Consider the following 23075-nt stretch of genomic DNA (forward strand, 5'->3'; position numbering starts at 1 on the left):
GATTGGTCCATTCGGCGCCCATCGAGGGCCGCCGCGTGTCCTCGTCCCGGCCCTGCTCGTTCACGGGTGGGCTGGGTCGTCCGGAGGCGCGCCCGCGGAGGCGTGCGCCGGAACGCGCGCGGGCTCTCGGGCTCTCCGTCACGGGCCGAGCGGGAGCGGGGCAGGTTGCCCGGAACGGCGGCGCGGGCAGGCTTCCGGTCGCACGTCCTCCCCACCCAGCAGTCCTCCCGGTACTCCCCTGGCCGTGCCGGCCCGCGGGAGCTGCCGCCGATCTCGGGCAGGAGTTTGGCATGCACGGCGACACGCGGGACCAGTCCACACCGGTGGCCGACACCCTCGACGCAGCGGTCGCGGAATCCGCCGGACGGATGGATTCTGACACTCGGACAGACGCGGCGATGCCGGGGCCCCGGGGTGCCGGGGCTATCCGTACGGAGCGACCGGACGAACCGGCCCGGCAACCCGGGGCCGGGGAGGGCCGGACCGCACCGGGACCGGACCGGGCCGAGGCCCCGCGCAAGCGCACCACCACCCGCCGCAGCGCGAACGCCGCCGACCCCGCCGCGGCACGGCCCGCGGCCGGGCGCGCCCGCGCCAAGCCCGCCGCCCCCCGCAAGACCGCCCGCCCGACGACAGAGAGCGACACCGTGATCGGCCGCATCCCCGTCCTGGACGTCAGCCCCCTCGTAGACGCCGGCCGCCGCCCGGCCAAGGCCGTGGTGGGCGAGACCTTCCTGGTCAGCGCGACCGTGTTCCGCGAGGGCCACGACGCGGTGAACGCCAATGTCGTGCTGCGCGACCCGCGCGGGCGCAGCGGCCCCTGGACGCCGATGCGCGAGCTGGCCGAGGGCACCGACCGGTGGGGCGCGTACGTCACCCCGACCGCCCCGGGCCGCTGGTCGTACCTGGTGGAGGCGTGGTCCGACCCGCTGGCCACCTGGCGCCGGGCCGCCGCGGTCAAGCTGCCGGCCGGGATCGACACGGCGCTCGTCCTGGAGGAGGGCGCCCAGCTGCTGGAGCGCGCCGCCGCCGGGGTGCCCAAGAAGGACGGCCGGGCGGTGGTGCTGGCCGCCGCCGAGGCGCTGCGCGACCCGGGCCTGCCGCCGCTGTCCCGGCTGGCCGCCGCGCTCGCCCCGGAGGTGCTGGAGCTGCTCGGCCGCTTCCCGCTGCGCGAGCTGGTGAGCGCCTCCCGGCCGGCGCCGCTCCAGGTGGACCGGGAGCGGGCACTGTTCGGCTCCTGGTACGAGTTCTTCCCCCGTTCGGAGGGCGCGGTGGTCGACCCGGCCGGGGTGGAGCCGCCCCGCTCGGGCACCCTGCGGACCGCCGCCGAGCGGCTGCCGGCGATCGCCGCGATGGGCTTCGACGTGGTCTACCTGCCCCCGGTCCACCCGATCGGGCGAGCCTTCCGCAAGGGTCCGGACAACACCCTGACGGCCGGTCCGCACGACGTCGGCTCGCCCTGGGCGATCGGCTCGCCGGAGGGGGGCCACGACGCCGTCCACCCGGACCTCGGCACCATCGAGGACTTCGACCACTTCGTGACCGAGGCCGGCGCGCTGCACCTGGAGGTGGCGCTGGACTTCGCGCTCCAGTGCTCGCCGGACCACCCGTGGGTGAACAAGCACCCGGAATGGTTCAGCCACCGCGCGGACGGCACCATCGCGTACGCCGAAAATCCGCCGAAAAAATATCAGGATATTTATCCGATCAACTTCGACCAGGACATGGACGGAATCGTCAAGGAGACGATCCGGGTCCTCCGGTTCTGGATGGCGCACGGCGTACGGATCTTCCGGGTCGACAACCCGCACACCAAACCGGTGGTCTTCTGGGAGCGGGTGCTCGCCGACATCGCCCGCACCGACCCGGACGTCCTCTTCCTCGCCGAGGCCTTCACCCGCCCCGCGATGATGCACACCCTGGGGAAGATCGGGTTCCACCAGTCGTACACGTACTTCACCTGGCGCACCGGCAAGGCGGAACTCACCGAGTACCTCACCGAGCTGACCGGCGAGGCGGCCGCCCACATGCGGCCCAACCTCTTCGCCAACACCCCGGACATCCTGCACGCCTTCCTCCAGCACGGCGGCCCGGCCGCCTTCGCGATCCGCGCCGTGCTGGCCGCCACCCTCTCCCCCAGCTACGGCGTGTACGCCGGCTACGAGCTCTACGAGAACGAGCCGGCCCACCCTGGATCCGAGGAGTACCTCCACTCGGAGAAGTACGAACTGCGCCCCCGGGACTGGAGCCGCACCGACACCCTCGCCCCGCTGCTCACCGTCCTGAACCGGCTGCGCCGCCGTCACCCGGCCCTCCAGCAGCTGCGTTCGCTGCGCTTCCACCCCACCGACAACGACCAGGTGCTCGCCTACTCCAAGACCGCCCTGACTCCCGACGGCCTCACCGACCACCTCATCACCGTGGTCAACCTGGATCCCCATCACGCCCAGGAGGCCACCGTCACCCTGGACGGGGACGGGCCCTTCGCGGTCCACGACGAGCTCACCGGTGCCGCCTACACGTGGGGCCGGCACAACTACGTCCGGCTCGACCCCTCAGCCGAGCCGGCCCACCTCCTCACGGTTCGGAGGAACCCAGCGTGACAGTGAACGAGCCCGTCCCCGACACCTTCCCCGAGACCTCCGAGAAGAACTTGGACCCGGAGTGGTTCAAGCGTGCGGTCTTCTACGAGGTGCTGGTGCGGTCCTTCCAGGACAGCAACGGCGACGGGGTCGGGGACCTCAAGGGGCTCACGTCCAAACTCGACTACCTGCAGTGGCTCGGCGTCGACTGCCTCTGGCTGCCGCCGTTCTTCGCCTCCCCCCTGCGCGACGGCGGGTACGACGTCTCCGACTACAAGGCCGTGCTGCCGGAGTTCGGCGACCTCGCCGACTTCATGGAGTTCGTGGACGCCGCGCACGCCCGCGGCATGCGGGTGATCATCGACTTCGTCATGAACCACACCAGCGACCAGCACCCGTGGTTCCAGGCCTCCCGGGAGGATCCGGACGGCCCGTACGGCGACTTCTACATGTGGGCCGACGACGACAAGCAGTACCCCGACGCCCGGATCATCTTCGTCGACACCGAGACCTCCAACTGGACGTACGACCCGGTGCGCAAGCAGTACTTCTGGCACCGGTTCTTCTCCCACCAGCCGGACCTCAACTACGACAACCCGCGGGTCCAGGACGAGATGATCGCGGGCCTGCGGTTCTGGCTGGACCTCGGCATCGACGGGTTCCGGCTGGACGCGGTGCCGTACCTGTTCGCCCGGGAGGGCACCAACTGCGAGAACCTCCCGGAGACCCACGAGTTCCTCCAGCGGGTCCGCAAGGAGATCGACGCCAACTACCCGGACACCGTGCTGCTCGCCGAGGCCAACCAGTGGCCGGAGGACGTCGTCGACTACTTCGGCGACTTCGCCTCCGGCGGCGACGAGTGCCACATGGCGTTCCACTTCCCGGTGATGCCGCGGATCTTCATGGCGGTCCGCCGGGAGTCCCGCTACCCCGTCTCGGAGATCCTCGCCAAGACGCCCAACATCCCGCACGGCTGCCAGTGGGGCATCTTCCTGCGCAACCACGACGAGCTGACCCTGGAGATGGTCACCGACGAGGAGCGCGACTACATGTACGCCGAGTACGCCAAGGACCCGCGGATGCGCGCCAACGTGGGCATCCGCCGGCGGCTCGCCCCGCTGCTGGAGAACGACCGCAACCAGATCGAGCTCTTCACCGCCCTGCTGCTCTCCCTGCCCGGCTCGCCGGTGCTCTACTACGGGGACGAGATCGGCATGGGGGACAACATCTGGCTGGGCGACCGCGACGGCGTCCGGACCCCGATGCAGTGGACCCCGGACCGCAACGCGGGTTTCTCCTCCGCCGACCCGGGCAGGCTCAGTCTGCCGCCCATCATGGATCCGGTGTACGGCTATCAGGTGACCAACGTCGAGGCGCAGCAGAGCAGTTCGAGTTCGCTGCTGCACTGGACGCGTCGCATGATCGAGATCCGCAAGCTCAACCCGGCGTTCGGCCTCGGCAGCTACACCGAACTGCCCTCCAGCAACCCCGCGGTGCTGGCCTTCGTGCGCGAGCACGAAGGGGACCTGGTCATGTGCGTGAACAACTTCTCCCGCTTCGCGCAGCCGACCGAACTGGACCTGAGGCAGTACGGCGGGCGGTATCCGGTCGAGCTGATCGGCGGGGTGCGCTTCCCCTCGATCGGCGAGTGGCCGTACCTGCTCACCCTCGCCGGCCACGGCTTCTACTGGTTCCAGCTCCGCAGGCCCTCCAGGCTGAGCGGAACCAGGCGGTCGAAGTAACGATCCGGCACCCGTCGCAGGCCCCACCGAAGCCTCCGGGGGCGCGAGTTCGCACCCCGCGCCCCCGGTCGTCTCTGCACCACCGCGTACGGAGAACAGCCCAACGGCCACCCACACGAAGGCGTGACACCCGGGCCCACCGCTCGCGTGCCGCCGCCGCCGCGCCGCCGCAATCCGGAAGACTGACGGACCCGGCCAGACCCGTCGGGCGGTCCGCCCAGCTCTTCCGGGGAAAGGGAGTCATGTCCGAAACCTCCCGTTCGCAAGCCCCCCTGCACCGTGACGCCCCCGCCGGCCCCGCCGCGGCGGCCGTCACACGGGGCACCGGGGTCCGGAGGACCGCCCTGGGGGTCAGCGAACTCGTCCAGGCGGCGCTGCCGCTGATCGCCGAGTGGCTCCCCACCCAGCGCTGGTACGCCGGGAAGGGCCGGCCGATCACCGGCCTCACCCCGCTGGTCGGCACCCCCCTGCAGGTCGGCGACCCCGCCCTGCTGCACCTGCTGCTCCGGGTCGAGCACGCCGCCACCGCCGGCGCGCCGCACGGCGACCTGTACCAACTGCTGCTCGGCATCCGCTCGCAGGGCCCGGCCGGCATCGAGCCGGCCGCCGTCCTCGGCCGGCTCACCCAGGGCCCGTACGACGGGGCGGCGCTCTACGACGCGGTGCACGACCCGGAGCTCACCGGGCGGCTGCTGGAGCACCTGGCCACCGGCGACCGGTTCGGCTCGCTGTCCTTCCGCCGCACCCCCGGCTCCGGGCTCCCCACCAACCTGCCCGGCCGCGCCTCCACCGCCGAGCAGTCCAACAGCTCGGTCATTTACGGCACCTCGTACATCCTCAAGCTGTTCCGCCGCGTCCACCCCGGCACCAACCCCGACCTCGAACTGTCGCTCGCGCTCTCCCGGGCCGGCTCGACCCGCATCCCCCGGGTCGCCGCCTGGTTCGAGAGCCGCCTGGAGCGCGCCGAGCCGGCCACCCTCGGGCTGCTCCAGCGCTACCTCCCCGAGGCCGAGGACGGCTGGGAGCTCGCCCTCGACCAGGTCGGCCGGCTGAAGGGCGACCCGTCGCCGGGCAACTTCGCGATCGAGGCGCACCGGCTCGGCCGGGCCACCGCCGAGGTGCACCGGGTGCTCGCCCGCTCGATGCCGGTCGCCCGGCTGGACCGCACCCAGACCCGGGAGCTGGCCACCGCGATGGCCGACCGGCTGGACAGCGCGGTCGCCGCCGTCCCGGGGCTGATGCGCTACCGGGGCGCGCTGCGCTCGGCCTTCCGGCAGATGGCCGACGCCCACCCGGACGGCCTGCCGGTCCAGCGGATCCACGGCGACCTGCACCTCGGCCAGGCGATGCGCACCCCGCACGGCTGGGTGCTGCTGGACTTCGAGGGCGAGCCCGCCAAGTCGGTCGCCGAACGGCGCGAACCGCAGACCGCGCTGCGGGACGTCGCCGCGATGCTCCGCTCCTTCGACTACGCCGCCGCCCACCTGCTGGCCGGCGGGCCGCCCGACCCGGAGCTGGCGCACCTGGCCGCCGCCTGGGCGCAGCGCAACCGCACCGCCTTCTGCGCCGGCTACACGGCGGGCGGCGGCACCGACCCGGCCGCCTCGCCGGAGCTGATGCGCGCGCTGGAGATCGACAAGGCGGTGTACGAGGTGGTGTACGAGGCCCGGCACCGGCCGAGCTGGCTGCCGATCCCGCTGGCCGCGATCAACCGGCTGGCGCTCACCGTCTGACGTCCCCCGTTCCGCCGCCCCGCTCCAGAGAGGTCCCCGACGTGACGCCGCTCGACCCGCCAGGCCGCACCACCCGCTCCGTGCCGGCCACCTTCCTGGCCGGCCCGGACTCCCCGAAGAGTGAGCCCGCGACCGTCCGGCGGGCCGAGCCGGCGCCCGCCGCGTCCGACCCGGCCGGGCCCGCCGACCCGGACCCGCTTCCCGCCGCCGCCCCCGGCCCGGTCCCCGCCGGGGCGCTGCGGCTGCCCGAGGCACCGCTGCCGCCCGGCGAGGTGGACCGGCTGGTGCGCGGCCAGCACCACGACCCGCACTCCCTGCTCGGCGCCCACCCGGTGCACGGCGGCACCGCGATCCGGGTGCTGCGCCCGTTCGCCGAGCGGGTGGTGGTGGAGACCGGGCAGGGCCCCGTCGAGCTCACCCACCAGCAGGGCGGCCTGTTCACCGGCCTGCTGGCCGCCCCGCAGGCCCCCGACTACCGGCTGCTGGTCGGCTACCCCGGTGGCGAACCGATCCGCCAGCACGACGGCTACCGCACCCCGCCCACCCTCGGCGAACTCGACCTGCACCTCATCTCCGAGGGCCGGCACGAGCAGCTCTGGCGCGCCCTCGGCTCGCACCTGCGCACCGTGGACGGCGTGCCCGGCACGGCCTTCGCCGTCTGGGCGCCGAACGCCGTCGGCGTCCGGCTGATCGGCGACTTCAACCACTGGGACGGCACCGGCCACCCGATGCGCTCGCTCGGCTCCTCCGGCGTCTGGGAGCTGTTCGTCCCGGACCTCGGCGAGGGCGCGCAGTACAAGTACGAGATCCACACCCGGCAGGGCTGGGTGCTGGACAAGGCCGACCCGCTCGCCCGCGCCGCACAGGTCCCCCCCGGCACCGCCTCGGTCGTCACCGCCTCCACCCACCGCTGGCAGGACGGCGAGTGGATGGCCCGCCGGGCGCGCACCGCGCACCACCGCGCCCCGATGTCGGTGTACGAGCTGCACCTGCCGTCCTGGCGCCCCGACCTCACCAGCTACCGCGCCATCGCCGCCGAGCTCCCGCGGTACCTCAAGGAGCTGGACTTCACCCACGTGGAGTTCATGCCGGTCATGGAGCACCCGTTCGGCGGCTCCTGGGGCTACCAGGTGTCCGGCTACTACGCCCCCACCGCCCGGCTCGGCGGCCCGGACGACTTCCGCTTCCTGGTCGACACCCTGCACCAGCACGGCATCGGCGTCATCGTCGACTGGGTGCCCGCGCACTTCCCCAAGGACGACTTCGCGCTCGCCCGCTTCGACGGCGAGCCGCTGTACGAGCCGGCCGACCCGCAGCGCGCCGAGCACCCCGACTGGGGCACCCTGGAGTTCGACTACGGCCGGGTCGAGGTGCGCAACTTCCTGGTCGCCAACGCGGTCTACTGGTGCGAGGAGTTCCACGTCGACGGCCTGCGGGTGGACGCCGTGGCCTCGATGCTCTACCTCGACTACTCGCGCGACAGCGGCGACTGGACCCCCAACCGGTACGGCGGGCGGGAGAACCTCGACGCGGCCGCCTTCCTTCAGGAGATGAACGCCACCGTCTACCGGCGCTGCCCCGGCGTGATCACCGTCGCCGAGGAGTCCACCGCCTGGGACGGCGTCACCCGGCCCACCGACCAGGGCGGCCTCGGCTTCGGCCTCAAGTGGAACATGGGCTGGATGCACGACTCCCTGGTCTACATGAGCAAGGACCCGGTGCACCGCAAGTACCACCACAACGAGATCACCTTCTCGATGGTGTACGCCTACTCGGAGAACTACATCCTGCCGATCTCGCACGACGAGGTGGTGCACGGCAAGCAGGCGCTGGTCGCCAAGATGCCCGGCGACTGGTGGCAGCAGCGTGCCAACCACCGCGCCTACCTGGGCTTCATGTGGGCCCACCCGGGCAAGCAACTGCTCTTCATGGGGCAGGAGTTCGCGCAGGGCGCGGAGTGGCACCACGAGCAGGGCCCGCAGTGGTGGGTGCTCGACGAGCAGTGGCCGGCCCACCAGGAGCACCGGGGCGTGCGCCGGCTGGTCGGCGACCTCAACCGGTGCTACCTCGCCACCCCGGCGCTCTGGGAGCAGGACGCCACCCCGGACGGCTTCCGCTGGCTGGACGGCGGCGCCGCCGAGGACAACCTGCTCTCCTTCGTCCGGTACGCCGCCGACGGCACCCCGCTGGTCGCCGTCTGCAACTTCTCCCCCGTCGTCCGCCACGCCCACCGGGTGGGCCTGCCCGAACTGGACGGCCGCGACCAGCTCTGGGAGGAGGCCCTCAACACCGACGCCGTCGAGTACGGTGGCGGCGGAACCGCCAACTCCCGTCCGGTGAAAGCCGAATCGACACCCTGGAACGGCCAGCCCCGCAGTGCCGAACTGGTTCTCCCGCCGCTCGCGACCCTCTGGCTCCGTCCGGCGTGACGTTCTAGGCTCCCCGCCTGAGACGTCGACAGCGGGCGGGGGGCCTTCTGTGGGTTTGGTGCTGGGCTGGGGCTACGTTCTGCTGCCACTGGCCTGTTGGGCCGCGCTGGCCCGCACCCGGACGGCCGGGGTGGTGGTCGCCGTCGTCCTGGTCGCCCTGGCGGTGATCCCGGTCGGGCTGGAACGCGAGTGGTTCCACAGCCGGGCCGTCGCGGAGTCGCAGTCCGGCTACCCGCTCGTCGCCGGGCTGGTGGTCCTGCTCGGCACCCTGGCCGAGCGGCGGCGGTGCGGCCCGCGGCCCGCCCGGGGGTCCGGCCAGCCGGCCGCCGGGGCCACCATCGTGATCGCCGCCCACTCCCTGGTCGGCCTGGTCATCGGACTGCTCTACCAGCTCGCCGTCCACGAACCCTTCTCCCCCGAGCGCTCCGAGCTGTCGCTGCCGCCCGGCCTCGCCGTCGAGCACGACACCGGTCCGGACCGCAGCTGCGGCCTGCACGCCTGCCGCCGCGACCTCGTGGTGGTGAGCACCGAGGGCCTGCCGGGTGCCGAGGCGGCCCGCCGGCTGCGCGCCCGGATGACCGCCGACGGCTGGTCGCCGGGCCCGGGCGGCAGCCTGGTCCACCGGCACGGCTGGCTGCTGGACAAGCGGATCACCCAGGTCTTCCTCACCGAGCAGCCGGCCGCGGTGACCGTCCGGCTCACCGGCCCCGACCGCTCCCCGTGAGCCGCGCCCCGGGGACCTTCGGCCCCTTGCCCCCCGCCGGGCCGTTCTGCTCGCGGACGGGGGTTCACGGTGCGAAGGTATGGTCGATATGACCACTTCCTGAGACGACGGGACGGAGAGAGCCACGTGGCGCGCAGCGTGTACGTGACCGGGATCGACCGCGGGGACGGCCGGCAGGCGGTGGAGCTCGGGGTCATGGAACTGCTCACCCGCCGGGTGGACCGGGTCGGGGTGTTCCGCCCCCTGGTGCACGCCCCGTCCCCGGGGGAGGCGGGCTCCGACCACGTGGTCGAGCTGCTGCGCGCCCGGTACCGGCTGGACCTGCCGGTCACCGAGCTCTACGGCCTCACCTACGAGGAGGCCGCCGCGCTGCAGGCCGCGCAGGGGCAGGACGAGCTGGTCTCGGTGCTGGTGGACCGGTTCCACGCGCTGGAGCGGCGCTGCCAGGCGGTCCTGGTGCTGGGCACCGACTTCGCCGGCACCAACATCCCCGACGAGCTGGCCTTCAACGCCCGGCTGGCCAACGAGTTCGGCGCCGCCGTGCTGCCGGTGGTCGGCGGCCACGGCGAGGACGCCGACACGGTCGTCGCCGAGGTGCGCAACGCCCACCGCGCCTACACCGACCTCGGCTGCGAGACCCTGGCGATGATCGCCAACCGGGTCGCCCCGGCCGCCGAGCAGCCGGTCCGGCGCAAGCTCGCCGAGAAGCTGCCGATCCCCGCCTACGTGATCCCCGAGGAGCCGGCGCTGGCCGCGCCGACCGTCGCCCAGCTGGTCGACGCGACCGGCGCCGAGGTGCTGATCGGCGACGCGGCCGGCCTGGCCCGCGACGTCCGGGGCTTCGTCTTCGGCGGCGCGATGCTGCCGACCTTCCTGGACGCGCTGACCGAGGGGGCCCTGGTGGTCACCCCCGGCGACCGCGCCGACCTGGTGATCGGCGCGCTGGCCGCGCACGCCGCCGGCGCACCGCCGATCGCCGGGGTGCTGCTCACCCTCGGCCAGCACCCCGGCCCGAACGTGATGGCACTGGCCGCCCGGCTCGCCCCCGGCACCCCGGTCGCGGTCGTCCCGGAGGGCAGCTGGCTCACCGCCGCCGCGCTGACCCACCTGGAGGGCAAGCTCTCGGCGGCCAGCCCCCGGAAGGCCGAGATCGCCCTCGGCCTGTTCGAACTGCACGTGGACACCGACGAGTTGACCAAGCTGATCGACACCGGCCGGTCCGAGCGGGTGACCCCGATGATGTTCGAGCACGAGCTGCTGGAGCAGGCCAGGGCGGACCGCCGGCACGTCGTGCTGCCGGAGGGCACCGAGGAGCGGGTGCTGCGCGCCGCCGAGATCCTGCTGCGCCGCAACATCTGCGACCTCACCCTGCTCGGCGAGGCCGACGCCGTCCGCCGCAAGGCCGCGGCCCTCGGCATCGACCTGCCGGCCGAGGCCCCGGCCGGCGACCGCGCCCGGGTGCGGATCGTCGACCCGGCGACCAGTCCGCTGCGCCGCCAGTTCGCCGAGCTGTACGCGAAGCTGCGGGCGCACAAGGGCATGACCGTCGAGCTGGCCCTGGACGTGGTCACCGACGTCTCCTACTTCGGCACCCTGATGGTCCAGGAGGGCATCGCCGACGGCATGGTCTCCGGAGCGGTGCACTCCACCGCCGCCACCATCCGGCCCGCCTTCGAGGTGATCAAGACCTCGCCGGGCGCGGCCATCGTCTCCAGCGTCTTCTTCATGTGCCTCGCGGACAAGGTGCTGGTCTACGGCGACTGCGCGGTCAACCCGGACCCGGACGCCCAGCAGCTCGCCGACATCGCCATCCAGTCGGCCGCCACCGCCGCCCAGTTCGGCGTCGAGCCGCGGGTCGCGATGCTCTCCTACTCGACCGGCACCTCCGGCTCCGGCGCGGACGTCGACAAGGTCCGCAAGGCCACCGAGCTGGTGCGCGAGCTGCGCCCGGACATCCTGGTCGAGGGGCCGATCCAGTACGACGCCGCGGTGGACGCGCGCGTCGCGGCGACCAAGCTGCCGGGCTCGCCGGTGGCCGGCCGGGCGAGCGTGCTGATCTTCCCGGACCTCAACACCGGCAACAACACCTACAAGGCGGTCCAGCGTTCGGCCGGGGCGGTCGCCGTCGGCCCGGTGCTGCAGGGGCTGCGCAAGCCGGTCAACGACCTGTCGCGCGGCGCGCTGGTGCAGGACATCGTCAACACGGTGGCGATCACCGCCATCCAGTCGCAGGAGCGCGGGTCCCAGCCGCGCGGTGAAGGGGGCACGGCATGAGTGCGGGCACGCGGGTCCTGGTGCTGAACGCCGGCTCCTCGTCGGTGAAGTACCAGCTGATCGACATGCTGGACGGCGACCGGCTCGCCTCCGGGCTGGTCGAGCGGATCGGCGAGGCGGGCGGCCGGCTGCTGCACGCCCCGCGCGGCGGCGCGGAGCGGGAGACCGTCCAGGCCTTCCCCGACCACGGCGCGGCGCTCAAGGCGGTGGCCGAGGAGCTGGCCGCCGACGGGCTGGGGCTGGACTCGCCCCAGCTGGCCGCGATCGGCCACCGGGTGGTGCACGGCGGGCTGCGCTTCACCGAGCCGACCGTGATCACCGACGACGTGCTCAAGGAGATCCGCCGGCTGATCCCGGTGGCGCCGCTGCACAATCCGGCCAACATCACCGGCATCGAGGTGGCCCGGGCGCTGCGGCCGGACCTGCCGCAGGTGGCCGTCTTCGACACCGCCTTCCACGCCTCGATGCCCGAGCACGCGGCCCGGTACGCGATCGACAAGGCGGTGGCCGACGAGCACCGGGTGCGCCGCTACGGCTTCCACGGCACCTCGCACCAGTACGTCTCGCGGGCCACCGCCCGGCTGCTCGGCAAAGACCCGGCCGAGGTCAACGTGATCGTGCTGCACCTGGGCAACGGCGCCTCCGCCTCGGCGGTGAGCGGCGGCCGCTGCATGGACACCTCGATGGGCCTGACCCCCCTGGAGGGCCTGGTGATGGGCACTCGTTCGGGTGACATCGACGCGGGCGTGGTGTTCCACCTCCACCGGGTCGGCGGGCTGTCGATCGACGGCATCGACGACCTGCTGAACCGCCGCAGCGGCCTGCTGGGCCTGTGCGGCGACAACGACATGCGCGAGATCATGCGCCGCGCCGACGACGGCGACGCGGACGCGAAGCTGGCCTTCGACACGTACGTCCACCGGGTGCGCAAGTACATCGGCGGGTACTACGCGGTGCTCGGCCGGGTGGACGCGATCGCCTTCACGGCGGGCGTCGGGGAGAACGCGGCGCCGGTGCGGGCGGCCGCCACGGCCGGGCTGGAGGAGCTCGGCATCGCCGTCGACCCGGAGCTCAACTCGGTACGCTCGCGCGAGCCGAGGATCATCTCCCCCGCCCTGCTCCCCTCGGGGGGCCGTGCGCGGGTCACGGTCGCCGTCGTCCCCACCGACGAGGAGCTGGAGATCGCCCGGCAGGCCTTCGCCCTGGTGCACCAGCTGTCCGGAAACTGACCCCTCGTCGTCTCGGTCCGCGGACTCCCGGCCGGCGATTCCTCTCCATTCGCGCCGAATGCACCAATAACACGAACGGATAGACTGATCGATATGCGCCGAGCGAAAATTGTCTGCACCCTGGGTCCCGCGACGGACTCCTACGAACAGCTCAAGGCCATCGTCGAAGCGGGCATGAACGTCGCCCGACTGAACATGAGCCACGGCACCCACGCGGACCACGAGGAGCGGTACCGCAAGGTCCGCCAGGTCTCGGAGGACACCGGCAAGACCATCGGCGTTCTGGCCGACCTCCAGGGCCCCAAGATCCGTCTGGCGACCTTCGCCAACGGTCCGGTGACCGTCGACAACGGCGACGAGTTCACCATCACCACCGAGGACGTCCCCGGTGACCAGCACATCTGCGGAACCACGTACAAGGGCCTGCCGGGCGACGTCAAGCCCGGTGACCCCGTCCTGATCAACGACGGCGTCATCGCCCTGGAGGTCGTCAGCGTCGACGGCCCGCGGGTGAGGACCGTGGTCGTCGAGGGCGGCGTGCTCTCGAACAACAAGGGCATCAACCTGCCCGGCGCGGCCGTGAACGTGCCCGCCCTGTCCGAGAAGGACAAGGACGACCTGCGCTTCGCCCTGCGCCTGGGCGTCGACATGGTGGCCCTGTCCTTCGTCCGCAACGCCGCGGACATCAAGGACGTGCACGAGGTCATGGACGAGGTCGGCATCCGGGTGCCGGTCATCGCCAAGATCGAGAAGCCGCAGGCCGTCGAGGCGATGGAGGAGATCGTCCTCGCCTTCGACGCGATCATGGTGGCCCGCGGCGACCTGGCCGTCGAGTACCCGCTGGAGCGGGTGCCGCTGGTCCAGAAGCAGCTGATCACCCTGGCCCGCCGGAACGCCAAGCCGGTCATCGTCGCCACCCAGATGATGGAGTCGATGATCCACGCCTCGCGCCCGACCCGCGCCGAGGTCTCCGACGTCGCCAACGCCATCCTGGACGGCACCGACGCGGTCATGCTGTCCGCCGAGTCCAGCGTCGGCAAGTACCCGGTCGAGACCGTCCGCACCATGAGCCGGATCTGCGAGAAGGCCGAGGAGGAGCTGCTCTCCCAGGGCCTCCAGCCGCTCAACCCGGGCCGCAAGCCGCGCACCCAGGGCGGCTCCATCGCCCGCGCCGCGTGCGAGCTGGGCGACTTCCTGAACGGCAAGGCGCTGGTCGCGTTCACCAAGTCCGGTGACACCGCGCGCCGGCTCTCCCGCTACCGCTCGCCGATCCCGGTGATCGCCTTCACCCCGGACCACGCCACCCGCAACCAGCTCTCGCTGAGCTGGGGCGTCGAGGCCCATGTCACCGAGCAGGTGGAGACGACCGACGAGATGGTCGCGCAGGTCGACCGCGAGCTGCTGCGCATCAGCGAGCTGGGCGAGGGCGACACCGTGATCGTCACCGCCGGCTCGCCGCCCGGCATCCCCGGCAACACCAACATGGTCCAGGTGCACCACCTGGGCACCCGCAAGGCCTGAGGCCGCGCGGAACACGCCCGTGGGGCGGTCCCTCCGGACGGGAGGGGCCGCCCCACGGGCGTCCGGGGCCCCGGCTCAGGCGTTCCCGGGGTAGGGCAGGTCGTCGTTGTAGAGCCGCATGCCGGGGATCTTCAGGGTGCCGCCGAACTGGCCCGACTGGATCGCGGTCACCCCGGTCAGCTCGATCCACAGCGGCACCTGGAGCTGGCCGATCAGGTCGTACAGCCACTGTGGCAGCGGGCCGTCCGGGGTGAGGGTGAGCTCGCCGAGGTCGATCGGGACCGGCAGGCCCAGCACCTTGGCCAGGTGGCCGGAGAGCCGCTCCACGTACATGGTGACCGGGCCCTTGCGCATGGTCGAGACCGAGCCGGGCCCGCCCTTCACGTGGAAGGTCTTGCCGTTGCCCTGCAGCGTCGACATGTGCAGGTTCTCGATGTCGACGCTCTCCACCTCGAACTTCAGCACCCGCTTGGTGCCGGTGGGCGACCGGACGTCGACCACGCCGAGCAGGACGGCGTGGTTCAGGGCGAGCCGGGTGGTCTGCAGGGTCCAGTTCTGGTCCGGGACCAGGATCGGGTTGTCGGCCGGCTTGCCGTTCGGGGCGAGCGCCTTGGTGTCGACCAGGCAGTTCGGGTCCTTCGACGCGGTGGCCGAGGGGCTGCCGGACGCGGTCGGTTTCGCGGCGGCGGAGGGCTTCGCCGACGCGGACGGCGTGCCGGACGTCTTCGGGCCCGCCGGGGCCGTCGAGGCGGTCGGCGTGGCCGGGGCGGTCGGCGCGGTCGTCCCCGGGGTGGTCGGGGGCGTGGGCGCGGTGGTGCCGGCCGGTGTGCCCGTGGGCTCGGCGCCCGGGGCGCTCGGGGCGCTCGGGGCGGCCGTCGGGGTGACCGTCGGCGCCGGGGGCTCGGCGGTCGGGGCCGGGGCCGCGGCGCGCGCCCCGGTGGACGGGCCCGCGGTGGCGGTGGGGCTCGCCGTGCCGCCCGGGGTGACCAGGTGGGTGATGCCGCCGACGAGGTCGTCGATGAGACCGGCCCGGACGACCCCGCCGCCGTCGGTCGTGCGCGCGGCCGCCGTCGTCGCCGGTGCGGTCGCGCCCGGTTCGGGCGCGCCCGGTTCCGGTGCGGTCGTCGGGGTGGCGGCCGGGGTGGCGGCCGGATCGCCGGCCGGCGCGGGCGCCGCGGTGGCCGGGGCCCCGGGCAGCGGGACCGACGGCCCGGGGACCGGCGGCGGCAGCTCGCTCTTCGGCACCGGCGTCTCGGCCGGCGCGGGGGCCTGCGGCACGGTGTCCGGGGCGGTGGCGCACGGCTTGCCGGCGGTGGACTCGGCGATCGCCGGGTTCGGCGTGTAGGCGGCGGCCATCAGCAGCGCGGTCGGCACCGCGGCCATCGCCAGCGCCCGTCCGCGCAGCCGGACCCGCACCGGTGTGCGGGGCGCCGCGTGCCGGGGCGAGCGCTGCGCCGGGGCCTGCGGAAGCTCCTCGCGCGGCTCGCTCACCGGATCTCCTTCGGCTCGCCGGCCTGCTGCGCCGGGACGGTCCCCCCGGCGGCGGCCGGGGGCTGCTGGGCGGCGGCGGGCTCCTCGACGGCGGGGTGGTCCGCGACGGCCGCGGCGGCCGGCTCCCCGGCGGCGGTCGCGGCGAGGACGGTCGTGTCGGCGGCGGTCGCGCCGGAGGCGGTCGCGTCGGCCTCGGCCGGGTCGGCCTCCGGCAGCGGCGCCCAGGCGATCATCAGGCCGCCGCCGATCAGGCCCGGCAGGATCGACAGCCCGAAACCGCCGAGGTTGGAGACCGGGATGGAGACCAGGGTGAGCAGCGTGGTGGCGATCCCCGCGAAGACCCGGACGACCGGCTGGAACCACCCGGTCAGCCCGAGCACGACCAGCAGCACCCCGATGATCAGCGACCCCGCGCCGGCCGTGGTGGCCATCGCGATCGTCATGCCGTTCAACGACAGGTTGGCGTACGGGAAGTACATGATCGGGACGCCGGCGAGGACGGCCAGCAGCCCGCCCCAGAACGGCCGGGAGCGGCGGAAGTCACGGAACACCCGGCGCGCCCACCTCAGGGGGTTCTCGCGTTCGACGGGCCGCGGCTCGGCAAGGGTGCTGGACACGGAGCAGCTCCTCGATGGTGTGACGAGGTGAAACAGAAAGGGGGAGCCCGGGGACGGCGGCCCCGTGGCCACCGCCCCCGGCCCCCGACCCGCCGTCAGGCGGTCAGCCGGTCAACCGAGGAGCCGGCTCAGAAGCACTCGTGGCTGTCGTCGGTGTAGAGGTTGAGCTTCAGGCCGCGGAGCTTGAAGGTGCCCGCCGAGGTGGCCCACGCGGTCTGCTTCACACCGGTCAGGTCGGCGGTGTCGGCGGCCTGCGCGAAACCGGTCTTGCCGCTGGGCAGGCCGGAGCCGAGCGCGGACGTCCAGTGCTTGGTCGCCTCGCCCTTGAGGGTGGAGGCGTCCTGGCCGATGTTGATGTTGCCGAACTCGGCGTCGGCCTCCAGGGAGTCGAGGTCGATCAGCAGGTTGGCGGCGTCGACCTGACGCTCCTTCTGGTCGCTGTCGCCGGCCTCCAGGCGCAGGGTGACCTTCGGGAGCTTGAAGGGCAGCGGGATCACGTTGGGGTCGGTGACCAGCGACTGGCACAGGCCCTTGATCCGGGCGGTGTCGAAGGCCGAGACCGCGACCGGGTGGGTCGTCTTGTCGGTCTGCACGTCGATCGAGCCGAACTGCGCGAAGTTGGTGCCGTGCAGCTCCTTGGCGGAGACCTTGAACTGCTGGCCCGAGATGCTGAACGAGGCGGCCAGCGCGCTGTTCGCCAGGCCGACGCCGACGGCGGCGGTGGCCGCGAGGCTCGGCACCATCACCAGGGCGAAGCGCTTCCAGCGGGTCTTGCCGTAGGTCTTGGACATGCGTGTCCTCCTTCTGGGACGTACATCTCCGGCCCCCCGGTGGCGGGATCCGCACCGACGGGGGCCTGGGATGGGAGAGAGCTACGTCCTCGGTAGCGGAGAGCGCCGTGACGACACGGACGGTCCCCCCGAGCGACAACCAGCGACCGCGCGGGCAGCGCGGCCGTGCGAAGGACAGGAACCGCCGTGGGAGCGGACACCCCCCTGCCCTCTCGCCGGCGGCAGGACCGCCGGCCGCCCGGTGGGGATCCCCTCCTCCGGGTCCGCCGACCGGCTGCCGGCGGGGGTCGAAGTGTGGGGACCGGGCGTGCCGATGCTGCTCGAATCCCGGACGAAGCACAAGAGGTCGCATTACTGACGGGTAATCCCACACGGGCGCGAATGATCATGAAATCGGCGCCACGGGCACGCAGAGTGACGAAATGGAGGATTCGTGGGGGCGAAATCCCTCGGAAACATCAGTGAAACACCCGTGGACGGTCACATGTCGTGACCGTCCACGGGTGTTGTCAAGATTTGGTAAACCTCAGAGCCGATGACCGGATTGTCGCCAAATCACCAGCGGCACCGCAGGTCATCAGCCGTGTCACCGGCGGGACTTCAGAACAGCACCCGGGCCAGCGCCTGGCGCGCCGCGGTGACCCTCGGGTCCTCCGGGCCGATCACCTCGAACAGCTCCAGCAGCCGCAGCCGGGCGGCGTCCCGGTCCTCGCCGAAGGTCTTGCCGACCGTCGCCACCAGCCGGCCGAAGGCGTCCTCGACGTGGCCGCCGACCAGGTCCAGGTCGGCCGCCCGAAGCTGGGCCCCGACGTCCTTCGGGTCGGCCGCGGCGGCCGCCCGGACGGCCTGGAGGTCCAGGCCCTCGACCCGCTGGAGCAGCTGGGCCTGGGCGAGGCCGACCTTGGCCTCGGTGTTGCCCGGCTGGTCGGCCAGCACGTTCTGGTAGGCACGGATCGCCCCGCCCAGGTCCCCCTGGTCGAGCGCGTCGTGGGCCGCGGCCAGCGCCGGGTCCTCCGGCCGGCGCGGGGCGGCGGCCTCCGCGCCGCCCTCGACAGGCGCGCCGCCGGTGCCGACGATGCCGAAGCGCTGCTCGGCGACGAGGATCAGCTGGTCCAGCACCTTGCGGACGTTGGCCTCGTTCTCGGCGCCCTGGAACAGCGGGACCAGCTGGCCGGCCACCACGGCCATCACGGCCGGGATGCCCTGGATGCCGAACTGCTGGGCGATCAGCTGGTTGGCGTCGACGTCGATCTTGGCGAGCACGATCCGGCCGGCGTACTCCTCGGCCAGGCGCTCCAGGATCGGGCTGAGCTGCTTGCAGGGCCCGCACCACTCGGCCCAGAAGTCGACGACCACCGGCACCTCGGTGGACCGCTGGACCACCTCGGCCTCGAAGGTGTCCTCGGTGACGTCGATGACGAGCGGGTATCCGGCCGCTCCGGCCGGGGCGTCCCCGGCCTCGCCGGCGGCCGCCTGGCGGGCCCGCTCGGCCCTGGCCTGCTCGGCCTTCTGGGCAGCCTCGCCGGCTGCCTTCACCGCGGCGAGGTCGACCGCACCACGCAGGGCGGCACTGTTGAGACGAGAATTCCGTGGCTGCATGGCACCATCCTCCCCCGCCCGCGCCGCTGGTGGGCACCAACCTCCCGGAAAACGCCCCGCGCGGGCTGCGCGGTACCGATTCCCGGAGTGGCGGAGCCGCTCCCCGATAGCCTGAACCGTTCGGCGCGGATCCCCATCCGCGCCCGCGCCGCTCCCGTCCCACGGGGACGCGGCGCCTGGTCGTCGCTTTCGCTACGAGTCGTAGCGTAACTGGACCCCGGGCACCCACCGCAACCCCTGCCCGCCCCCGCCGGACGTGAGGTGGGCCACTTTCCCGCACGGCCCGGCTGACCCGGACACGCAACAGTCGCTACCGTTACCAGCCCCACCCAAGTTACTTACCGGTAAATCGCAAGGAGGCCCGGTGCCGGCCCCCCAGCCACCCGTCCCGGAGAGCCCGGAAGCCGCCCCCCGGACCAAGGGCCGCCCGCGCAGCGCCGCCGCCGACCGCGCCATCCTGGACGCCACCCGCGCGGCCCTCGCCGAACTCGGCTGGGGCGGGCTCACCATGGGCGACGTGGCGACCCGCGCCGGCGTCGCCAAGACCACCCTGTACCGCCGCTGGCCGTCCAAGAACGAACTGGTGGTGGACGCGGTCGCCAGCCTCTTCGACGAGCTGGTGATGCCCGACCTGGGCAGCCTCCAGGCCGACATCGAGGCGGTGGTGGCCCAGTTCGCCGAGCTGCTGGCCCGCCCGGAGAGCCAGGCGGCGCTGCTCGCCCTGTTCGCCGAGGGCACCCGCGACCGGCAGCTGCGCCGGCGGATCCGGGAGGCGATCGTCGATCCGCAGAAGCGGCTCGTCCGGCAGGGCCGCGCGGCCGCCCAGGCACGCGGCGAGCTGGCCCCGGACGGCGACGAGGCGGCCGCCCGCGAGGAGGTCGACATCATCTTCGACACCATCGCCGGGACGGTCGAGCACCGGGTGCTGGTCAGCGGCGAGCCGATCACCCCCGAGTGGACCCGGCGCTTCACAAGCCTGCTGCTCGGCACCTTCCCGGCCCCGCCGACCGGCTGAGGGCGGCCGGAGCGACCGGGGGCGGCCCGGAAACGCACCGAGGCCGCCCGGCGCCCCTCGGAGGGGTGCCGGGCGGCCTCCGCACGCGGGGACGGGCTCAGAACCGGGCGGCCTCCCGGTAGATCCCCCACTCCTCGCGCAGCGCGTTGCAGATCTCGCCCAGGGTGGCCTCGGCCCGCACCGCGTCCAGCATCGGCGGGATCATCGACGCACCGGACCGCGCGGCGGCCAGCATCGCGTCCAGCCCGGCCCGGACCGCGGCCTCGTCCCGGGCCGCCTTGCGCGCACCCAGCCCCCGGACCTGCTCGCGCTCCACCTCGTGGCTGACCCGCAGGATCTCCAGCTCGGGGGTGACGCTGCGCGGGTGGCAGTTGACGCCGACGACCCGCTTCTCGCCCTTCTCCACCGCCTGCTGGTACTGGAAGGCGGCCTCGGCGATCTCGCCGGTGAACCAGCCGTCCTCGATCCCGCGCAGGATGCCGGAGGTGATCGGGCCGATCGGGTGGTCCTCGCGGCCCTTGTCCAGGATCCGCCGGAAGATCTCCTCGGCCTGCTGCTCGATCCGGTCGGTCAGCGCCTCGACGTACCAGGAACCGCCCAGCGGGTCGGCCACGTTGGTGACGCCGGTCTCCTCCATCAGCACCTGCTGGGTGCGCAGGGCGATCTCGGCGGCCTGCTCGGAGGGCAGCGCCAGGGTCTCGTCCAGGGCGTTGGTGTGCAGCGAGTTGGTGCCGCCGAGCACCGCCGAGAGCGCCTCGACCGCGGTGCGGACCACGTTGTTGTACGGCTGCTGGGCGGTGAGCGAGACCCCGGCGGTCTGGGTGTGGAACCGCAGCCACTGGGCCTTGTCGCTCTTCGCGCCGAACCGGTCGCGCATCCAGCGGGCCCAGATCCGGCGGGCGGCGCGGAACTTGGCGATCTCCTCGAAGAAGTCGAGGTGCGCGTCGAAGAAGAAGGACAGGCCCGGCGCGAAGACGTCCACGTCCAGGCCGCGGGACAGGCCCAGTTCGACGTAGGCGAAGCCGTCGGCCAGGGTGTACGCCAGCTCCTGCGCGGCCGTCGCCCCGGCCTCGCGGATGTGGTAGCCGGAGACCGAGAGCGGCTTGTACGCCGGGATCCCCTCGGCGCAGTACTCCATCAGGTCGCCGATCAGGCGCAGGTGCGGCTCGGGCGCGAAGAGCCACTCCTTCTGGGCGATGTACTCCTTGAAGATGTCGGTCTGCAGGGTGCCGTTGAGCACCGCCGGGTCGACGCCCTGCCGCTCGGCGGCCACCAGGTACATGCAGAAGATCGGCACCGCCGGGCCGCTGATCGTCATCGAGGTGGTGACCTCGCCGAGCGGGATGCCGCGGAACAGCACCTCCATGTCGGCGGCGGAGTCGATGGCCACGCCGCAGTGGCCCACCTCGCCGAGCGAGCGCGGGTCGTCGGAGTCGTAGCCCATCAGGGTGGGCATGTCGAAGGCGACCGAGAGGCCGCCGCCGCCCGCCTCCAGGATCATCCGGTACCGCTCGTTGGTCTGCTCGGCGTTGCCGAAGCCGGCGAACTGGCGGATGGTCCACGTCCGGCCGCGGTAGCCGGTCGGGTGCAGGCCGCGGGTGTGGGGGTACTCGCCGGGCCAGCCGATCCGCTCGAAGCCCTCGTGGGCCTGCCCGGGGGCCGGGCCGTAGACCGGCTCGACCTCGTCCCCGGAGAGGGTGGTGAAGTCCGCGTCCCGCTTGCGGGCGCTGTCGTACCGCTGCTGCCAGCGCTGCCGTCCGCGCTCGATCTCCTCGGCGTCCATGACCCCGAACTCCGCTCCGTACGGCCGCCACGCCAGCGGGCGGCACAGCTGTTAGGACGTCCTACTAATTTACTCGGACGTCCTAGTACTTGTCGACGGACACCGCGCCCGGAGTGCCGGGACGAACGGAAAGGGCGCCCTCCCCCGTGCGGGGAAGGGCGCCCCGAGGGCTCCGCGGCTCAGACGCCGGCCGGCTGGCGGGCGGCGTCGCCGGAGGGCAGCTTGGCGGCGGCCTCGGCGACCACCTTGCGCTCGGCGACGAAGGAGGCGAACGGGATGCAGCCGGCGGCCAGGAAGAAGACCATCCGGCCCAGCGGCCACTTCAGCTTCTGGCCGAGCATGAAGGTCACCACGAAGTACCCGATGTAGAGGTAGCCGTGCAGCATCGCGACGTAGGTGGTCAGGTCCTCGGCCGCGTCGAAGCCGTACTTCGCGACCATGAAGCCGCAGAACACCAGCAGCGCCACACCGGTCGCAATGGCCAGGGCGCGGTACCAGCCCAGCAGGGGGGTCGCCTTCATCGTCTACATCGCCTCGCTCGGCAGCATCGGGGGGGTACGTCCTGATCCGCGCACCGCTCACACGAGGGTAGCCGCCCTCACGCCTCCGGCAGCGCAGGCCCCTCGCCCGGCGGCTCGGCGAAGTCGCCCGCCGCCACCCGCAGCGGGCGCAGCAGGTCGAAGACCTCGCGGCACTGGTCGGCGTCGTACTCCTCCAGGCCGAACTCCATCGTCATGAGCTCCCGAGTGGCGCCCTCGACGACCTCGCGGCCCCGGTCGGTGATCGCGGCGAGCACGCCGCGGCCGTCCAGCGGGTTGGGGCGGCGGGCCACCAGGCCGGCCCGCTCCAGGCGGTCGACGGTGTTGGTGACGCTGGTCGGGTGGACCATGAGGCGCTCGCCGATCTTGGAGAGCGACAGCTCGCCGGTCCGGCTGAAGGTGAGCAGGACGAGCGCCTCGTAGCGGGCGAAGGTCAGCCCGTACGGCTTGAGGACCGCGTCCACGCGGGAGAGCAGGATCTGGTGCGCCCGCATGATCGAGGTGATCGCCGCCATCGCGGGGACGGTCCCCCAGCGGCGGGTCCACAGCTCGTCGGCACGGGCGATCGGGTCGAAGTCGAGTGCGAGGGGCTTGGCCACCTCCTTACCGTACCGGCGGGCGGGGCGGGGGCTACCAGGCGTCCTGATGGTGGACAAGCGCGACACGTGGCGGGAACCCGCCAAGCGGTCCGTCAGGTCCGGACCAGCACGTTGCGGGGGTGTGAACGGGCGCCGACCTCCCCTGCGGGGGCCGCGATCGACTCCCCTCGACGGCGCCCGCCCCGCTGCCGGGCGGCGGTTCGGGTGGTAACCCGCCGAAAGACGGGGTGATTCACCCCTTTTGTCACTCCGTTCACCTTCCGTCGCACTGGCGGAACCTGGCCAATCCATGAACGAGACCTGTCATTTCACGTGTTGGATTGTCATGCTTTCCGCCAGCCCCGTCCGGTGGCCACCGCCCCACTCGCCGGTGACCGCCGTGGACCGCACGGAGCAGCACGTCAGCG

At 72.9% G+C, this 23075-nt stretch carries 16 protein-coding genes; 9 read left to right on the top strand and 7 right to left on the bottom strand.

Annotation, left to right across the window (positions count from 1 at the left end; translation table 11 throughout):
- Window positions 1–647: 647 nt before the first annotated feature.
- The 8 genes from ACFXAM_RS00265 to pyk all read left to right on the top strand — a co-directional run bounded on the left by ACFXAM_RS00265 (window position 648) and on the right by pyk (window position 14234).
- Entirely contained in the window at window positions 648–2603 is a 1956-nt protein-coding gene (locus ACFXAM_RS00265; protein ID WP_380286682.1) for an alpha-1,4-glucan--maltose-1-phosphate maltosyltransferase, read from the top strand.
- Window positions 2600–4324, top strand: coding sequence for a maltose alpha-D-glucosyltransferase (gene treS / locus ACFXAM_RS00270; protein WP_380286683.1), 1725 nt, complete (start codon window positions 2600–2602; stop codon window positions 4322–4324). The genes ACFXAM_RS00265 and treS overlap by 4 nt, the downstream gene beginning before the upstream one ends.
- Window positions 4325–4566: 242 nt before the next feature.
- Entirely contained in the window at window positions 4567–6057 is a 1491-nt protein-coding gene (locus tag ACFXAM_RS00275; protein WP_380286684.1) for a phosphotransferase, read from the top strand.
- Window positions 6058–6098: 41 nt separating this feature from the next.
- Window positions 6099–8486 (top strand): 1,4-alpha-glucan branching protein GlgB, encoded by a 2388-nt coding sequence (gene glgB / locus ACFXAM_RS00280; protein WP_380286685.1) that lies wholly within the window; start codon window positions 6099–6101, stop codon window positions 8484–8486.
- A gap of 49 nt (window positions 8487–8535) precedes the next feature.
- Entirely contained in the window at window positions 8536–9210 is a 675-nt protein-coding gene (locus ACFXAM_RS00285) for a hypothetical protein (RefSeq protein WP_380286686.1), read from the top strand.
- Between the two features lie 126 nt (window positions 9211–9336).
- Window positions 9337–11484, top strand: coding sequence for a phosphate acetyltransferase (gene pta / locus ACFXAM_RS00290; RefSeq protein ID WP_380286687.1), 2148 nt, complete (start codon window positions 9337–9339; stop codon window positions 11482–11484).
- A complete protein-coding gene (locus ACFXAM_RS00295; RefSeq protein WP_380286688.1) occupies window positions 11481–12713 on the top strand; it encodes an acetate kinase in 1233 nt (410 codons plus the stop codon). The genes pta and ACFXAM_RS00295 overlap by 4 nt, the downstream gene beginning before the upstream one ends.
- 93 nt (window positions 12714–12806) lie before the next feature.
- Window positions 12807–14234, top strand: coding sequence for a pyruvate kinase (gene pyk, locus ACFXAM_RS00300; protein ID WP_380286689.1), 1428 nt, complete (start codon window positions 12807–12809; stop codon window positions 14232–14234).
- Between the two features lie 75 nt (window positions 14235–14309).
- Here pyk and ACFXAM_RS00305 read toward each other — a convergent pair whose 3' ends face one another.
- The 4 genes from ACFXAM_RS00305 to trxA form a co-directional block, all read right to left on the bottom strand.
- The gene (locus ACFXAM_RS00305) at window positions 14310–15725 is read right to left on the bottom strand and encodes a hypothetical protein (protein WP_380286690.1); all 1416 of its coding nucleotides are present in this window, start codon (window positions 15723–15725) and stop codon (window positions 14310–14312) included.
- The gene (locus ACFXAM_RS00310; RefSeq protein ID WP_380286691.1) at window positions 15722–16342 is read right to left on the bottom strand and encodes a DUF6114 domain-containing protein; all 621 of its coding nucleotides are present in this window, start codon (window positions 16340–16342) and stop codon (window positions 15722–15724) included. Before ACFXAM_RS00310 ends, ACFXAM_RS00305 begins: the two co-directional genes overlap by 4 nt.
- Before the next feature lie 128 nt (window positions 16343–16470).
- A complete protein-coding gene (locus ACFXAM_RS00315) occupies window positions 16471–17133 on the bottom strand; it encodes a DUF6230 family protein (protein ID WP_380286692.1) in 663 nt (220 codons plus the stop codon).
- 600 nt (window positions 17134–17733) lie between these two features.
- A complete protein-coding gene (gene trxA / locus ACFXAM_RS00320) occupies window positions 17734–18732 on the bottom strand; it encodes a thioredoxin (RefSeq protein ID WP_380286693.1) in 999 nt (332 codons plus the stop codon).
- Window positions 18733–19096: 364 nt separating this feature from the next.
- Here trxA and ACFXAM_RS00325 point away from each other — a divergent pair, with 364 nt between their 5' ends.
- A complete protein-coding gene (locus tag ACFXAM_RS00325; protein ID WP_380286694.1) occupies window positions 19097–19747 on the top strand; it encodes a TetR/AcrR family transcriptional regulator in 651 nt (216 codons plus the stop codon).
- A 97-nt stretch (window positions 19748–19844) separates the two neighbouring features.
- Here the strand turns inward: ACFXAM_RS00325 and ACFXAM_RS00330 are convergent, their stop codons facing one another.
- From ACFXAM_RS00330 to ACFXAM_RS00340, 3 genes are all read right to left on the bottom strand, one after another.
- Window positions 19845–21530: a methylmalonyl-CoA mutase gene (locus ACFXAM_RS00330; RefSeq protein WP_380286695.1), complete on the bottom strand. Its 1686-nt coding sequence runs from the start codon at window positions 21528–21530 to the stop codon at window positions 19845–19847.
- Between the two features lie 179 nt (window positions 21531–21709).
- Complete coding sequence (locus tag ACFXAM_RS00335) at window positions 21710–22051, bottom strand: DUF3817 domain-containing protein (RefSeq protein ID WP_380286696.1); 342 nt, start codon at window positions 22049–22051, stop codon at window positions 21710–21712.
- Between the two features lie 77 nt (window positions 22052–22128).
- Window positions 22129–22668 carry a MarR family winged helix-turn-helix transcriptional regulator gene (locus tag ACFXAM_RS00340; RefSeq protein WP_380286697.1) on the bottom strand — a complete coding sequence of 180 codons (540 nt, stop codon included), beginning with the start codon at window positions 22666–22668 and terminating at the stop codon, window positions 22129–22131.
- Window positions 22669–23075 lie beyond the last annotated feature (407 nt).

This window comes from Kitasatospora sp. NPDC059462 (assembly GCF_042749955.1).
In the GTDB taxonomy this organism is placed as follows: domain Bacteria; phylum Actinomycetota; class Actinomycetes; order Streptomycetales; family Streptomycetaceae; genus Kitasatospora.

Coding starts and splice junctions, on each gene's coding strand:
- ACFXAM_RS00330 (WP_380286695.1), bottom strand. CDS start 21,530: ATGGACGCCGAGGAGATCGAGCGCGGACGGCAGCGCTGGCAGCAGCGG.
- pyk (WP_380286689.1), top strand. CDS start 12,807: ATGCGCCGAGCGAAAATTGTCTGCACCCTGGGTCCCGCGACGGACTCC.
- ACFXAM_RS00335 (WP_380286696.1), bottom strand. CDS start 22,051: ATGAAGGCGACCCCCCTGCTGGGCTGGTACCGCGCCCTGGCCATTGCG.
- ACFXAM_RS00315 (WP_380286692.1), bottom strand. CDS start 17,133: ATGTCCAAGACCTACGGCAAGACCCGCTGGAAGCGCTTCGCCCTGGTG.
- ACFXAM_RS00295 (WP_380286688.1), top strand. CDS start 11,481: ATGAGTGCGGGCACGCGGGTCCTGGTGCTGAACGCCGGCTCCTCGTCG.
- ACFXAM_RS00275 (WP_380286684.1), top strand. CDS start 4,567: ATGTCCGAAACCTCCCGTTCGCAAGCCCCCCTGCACCGTGACGCCCCC.
- trxA (WP_380286693.1), bottom strand. CDS start 18,732: ATGCAGCCACGGAATTCTCGTCTCAACAGTGCCGCCCTGCGTGGTGCG.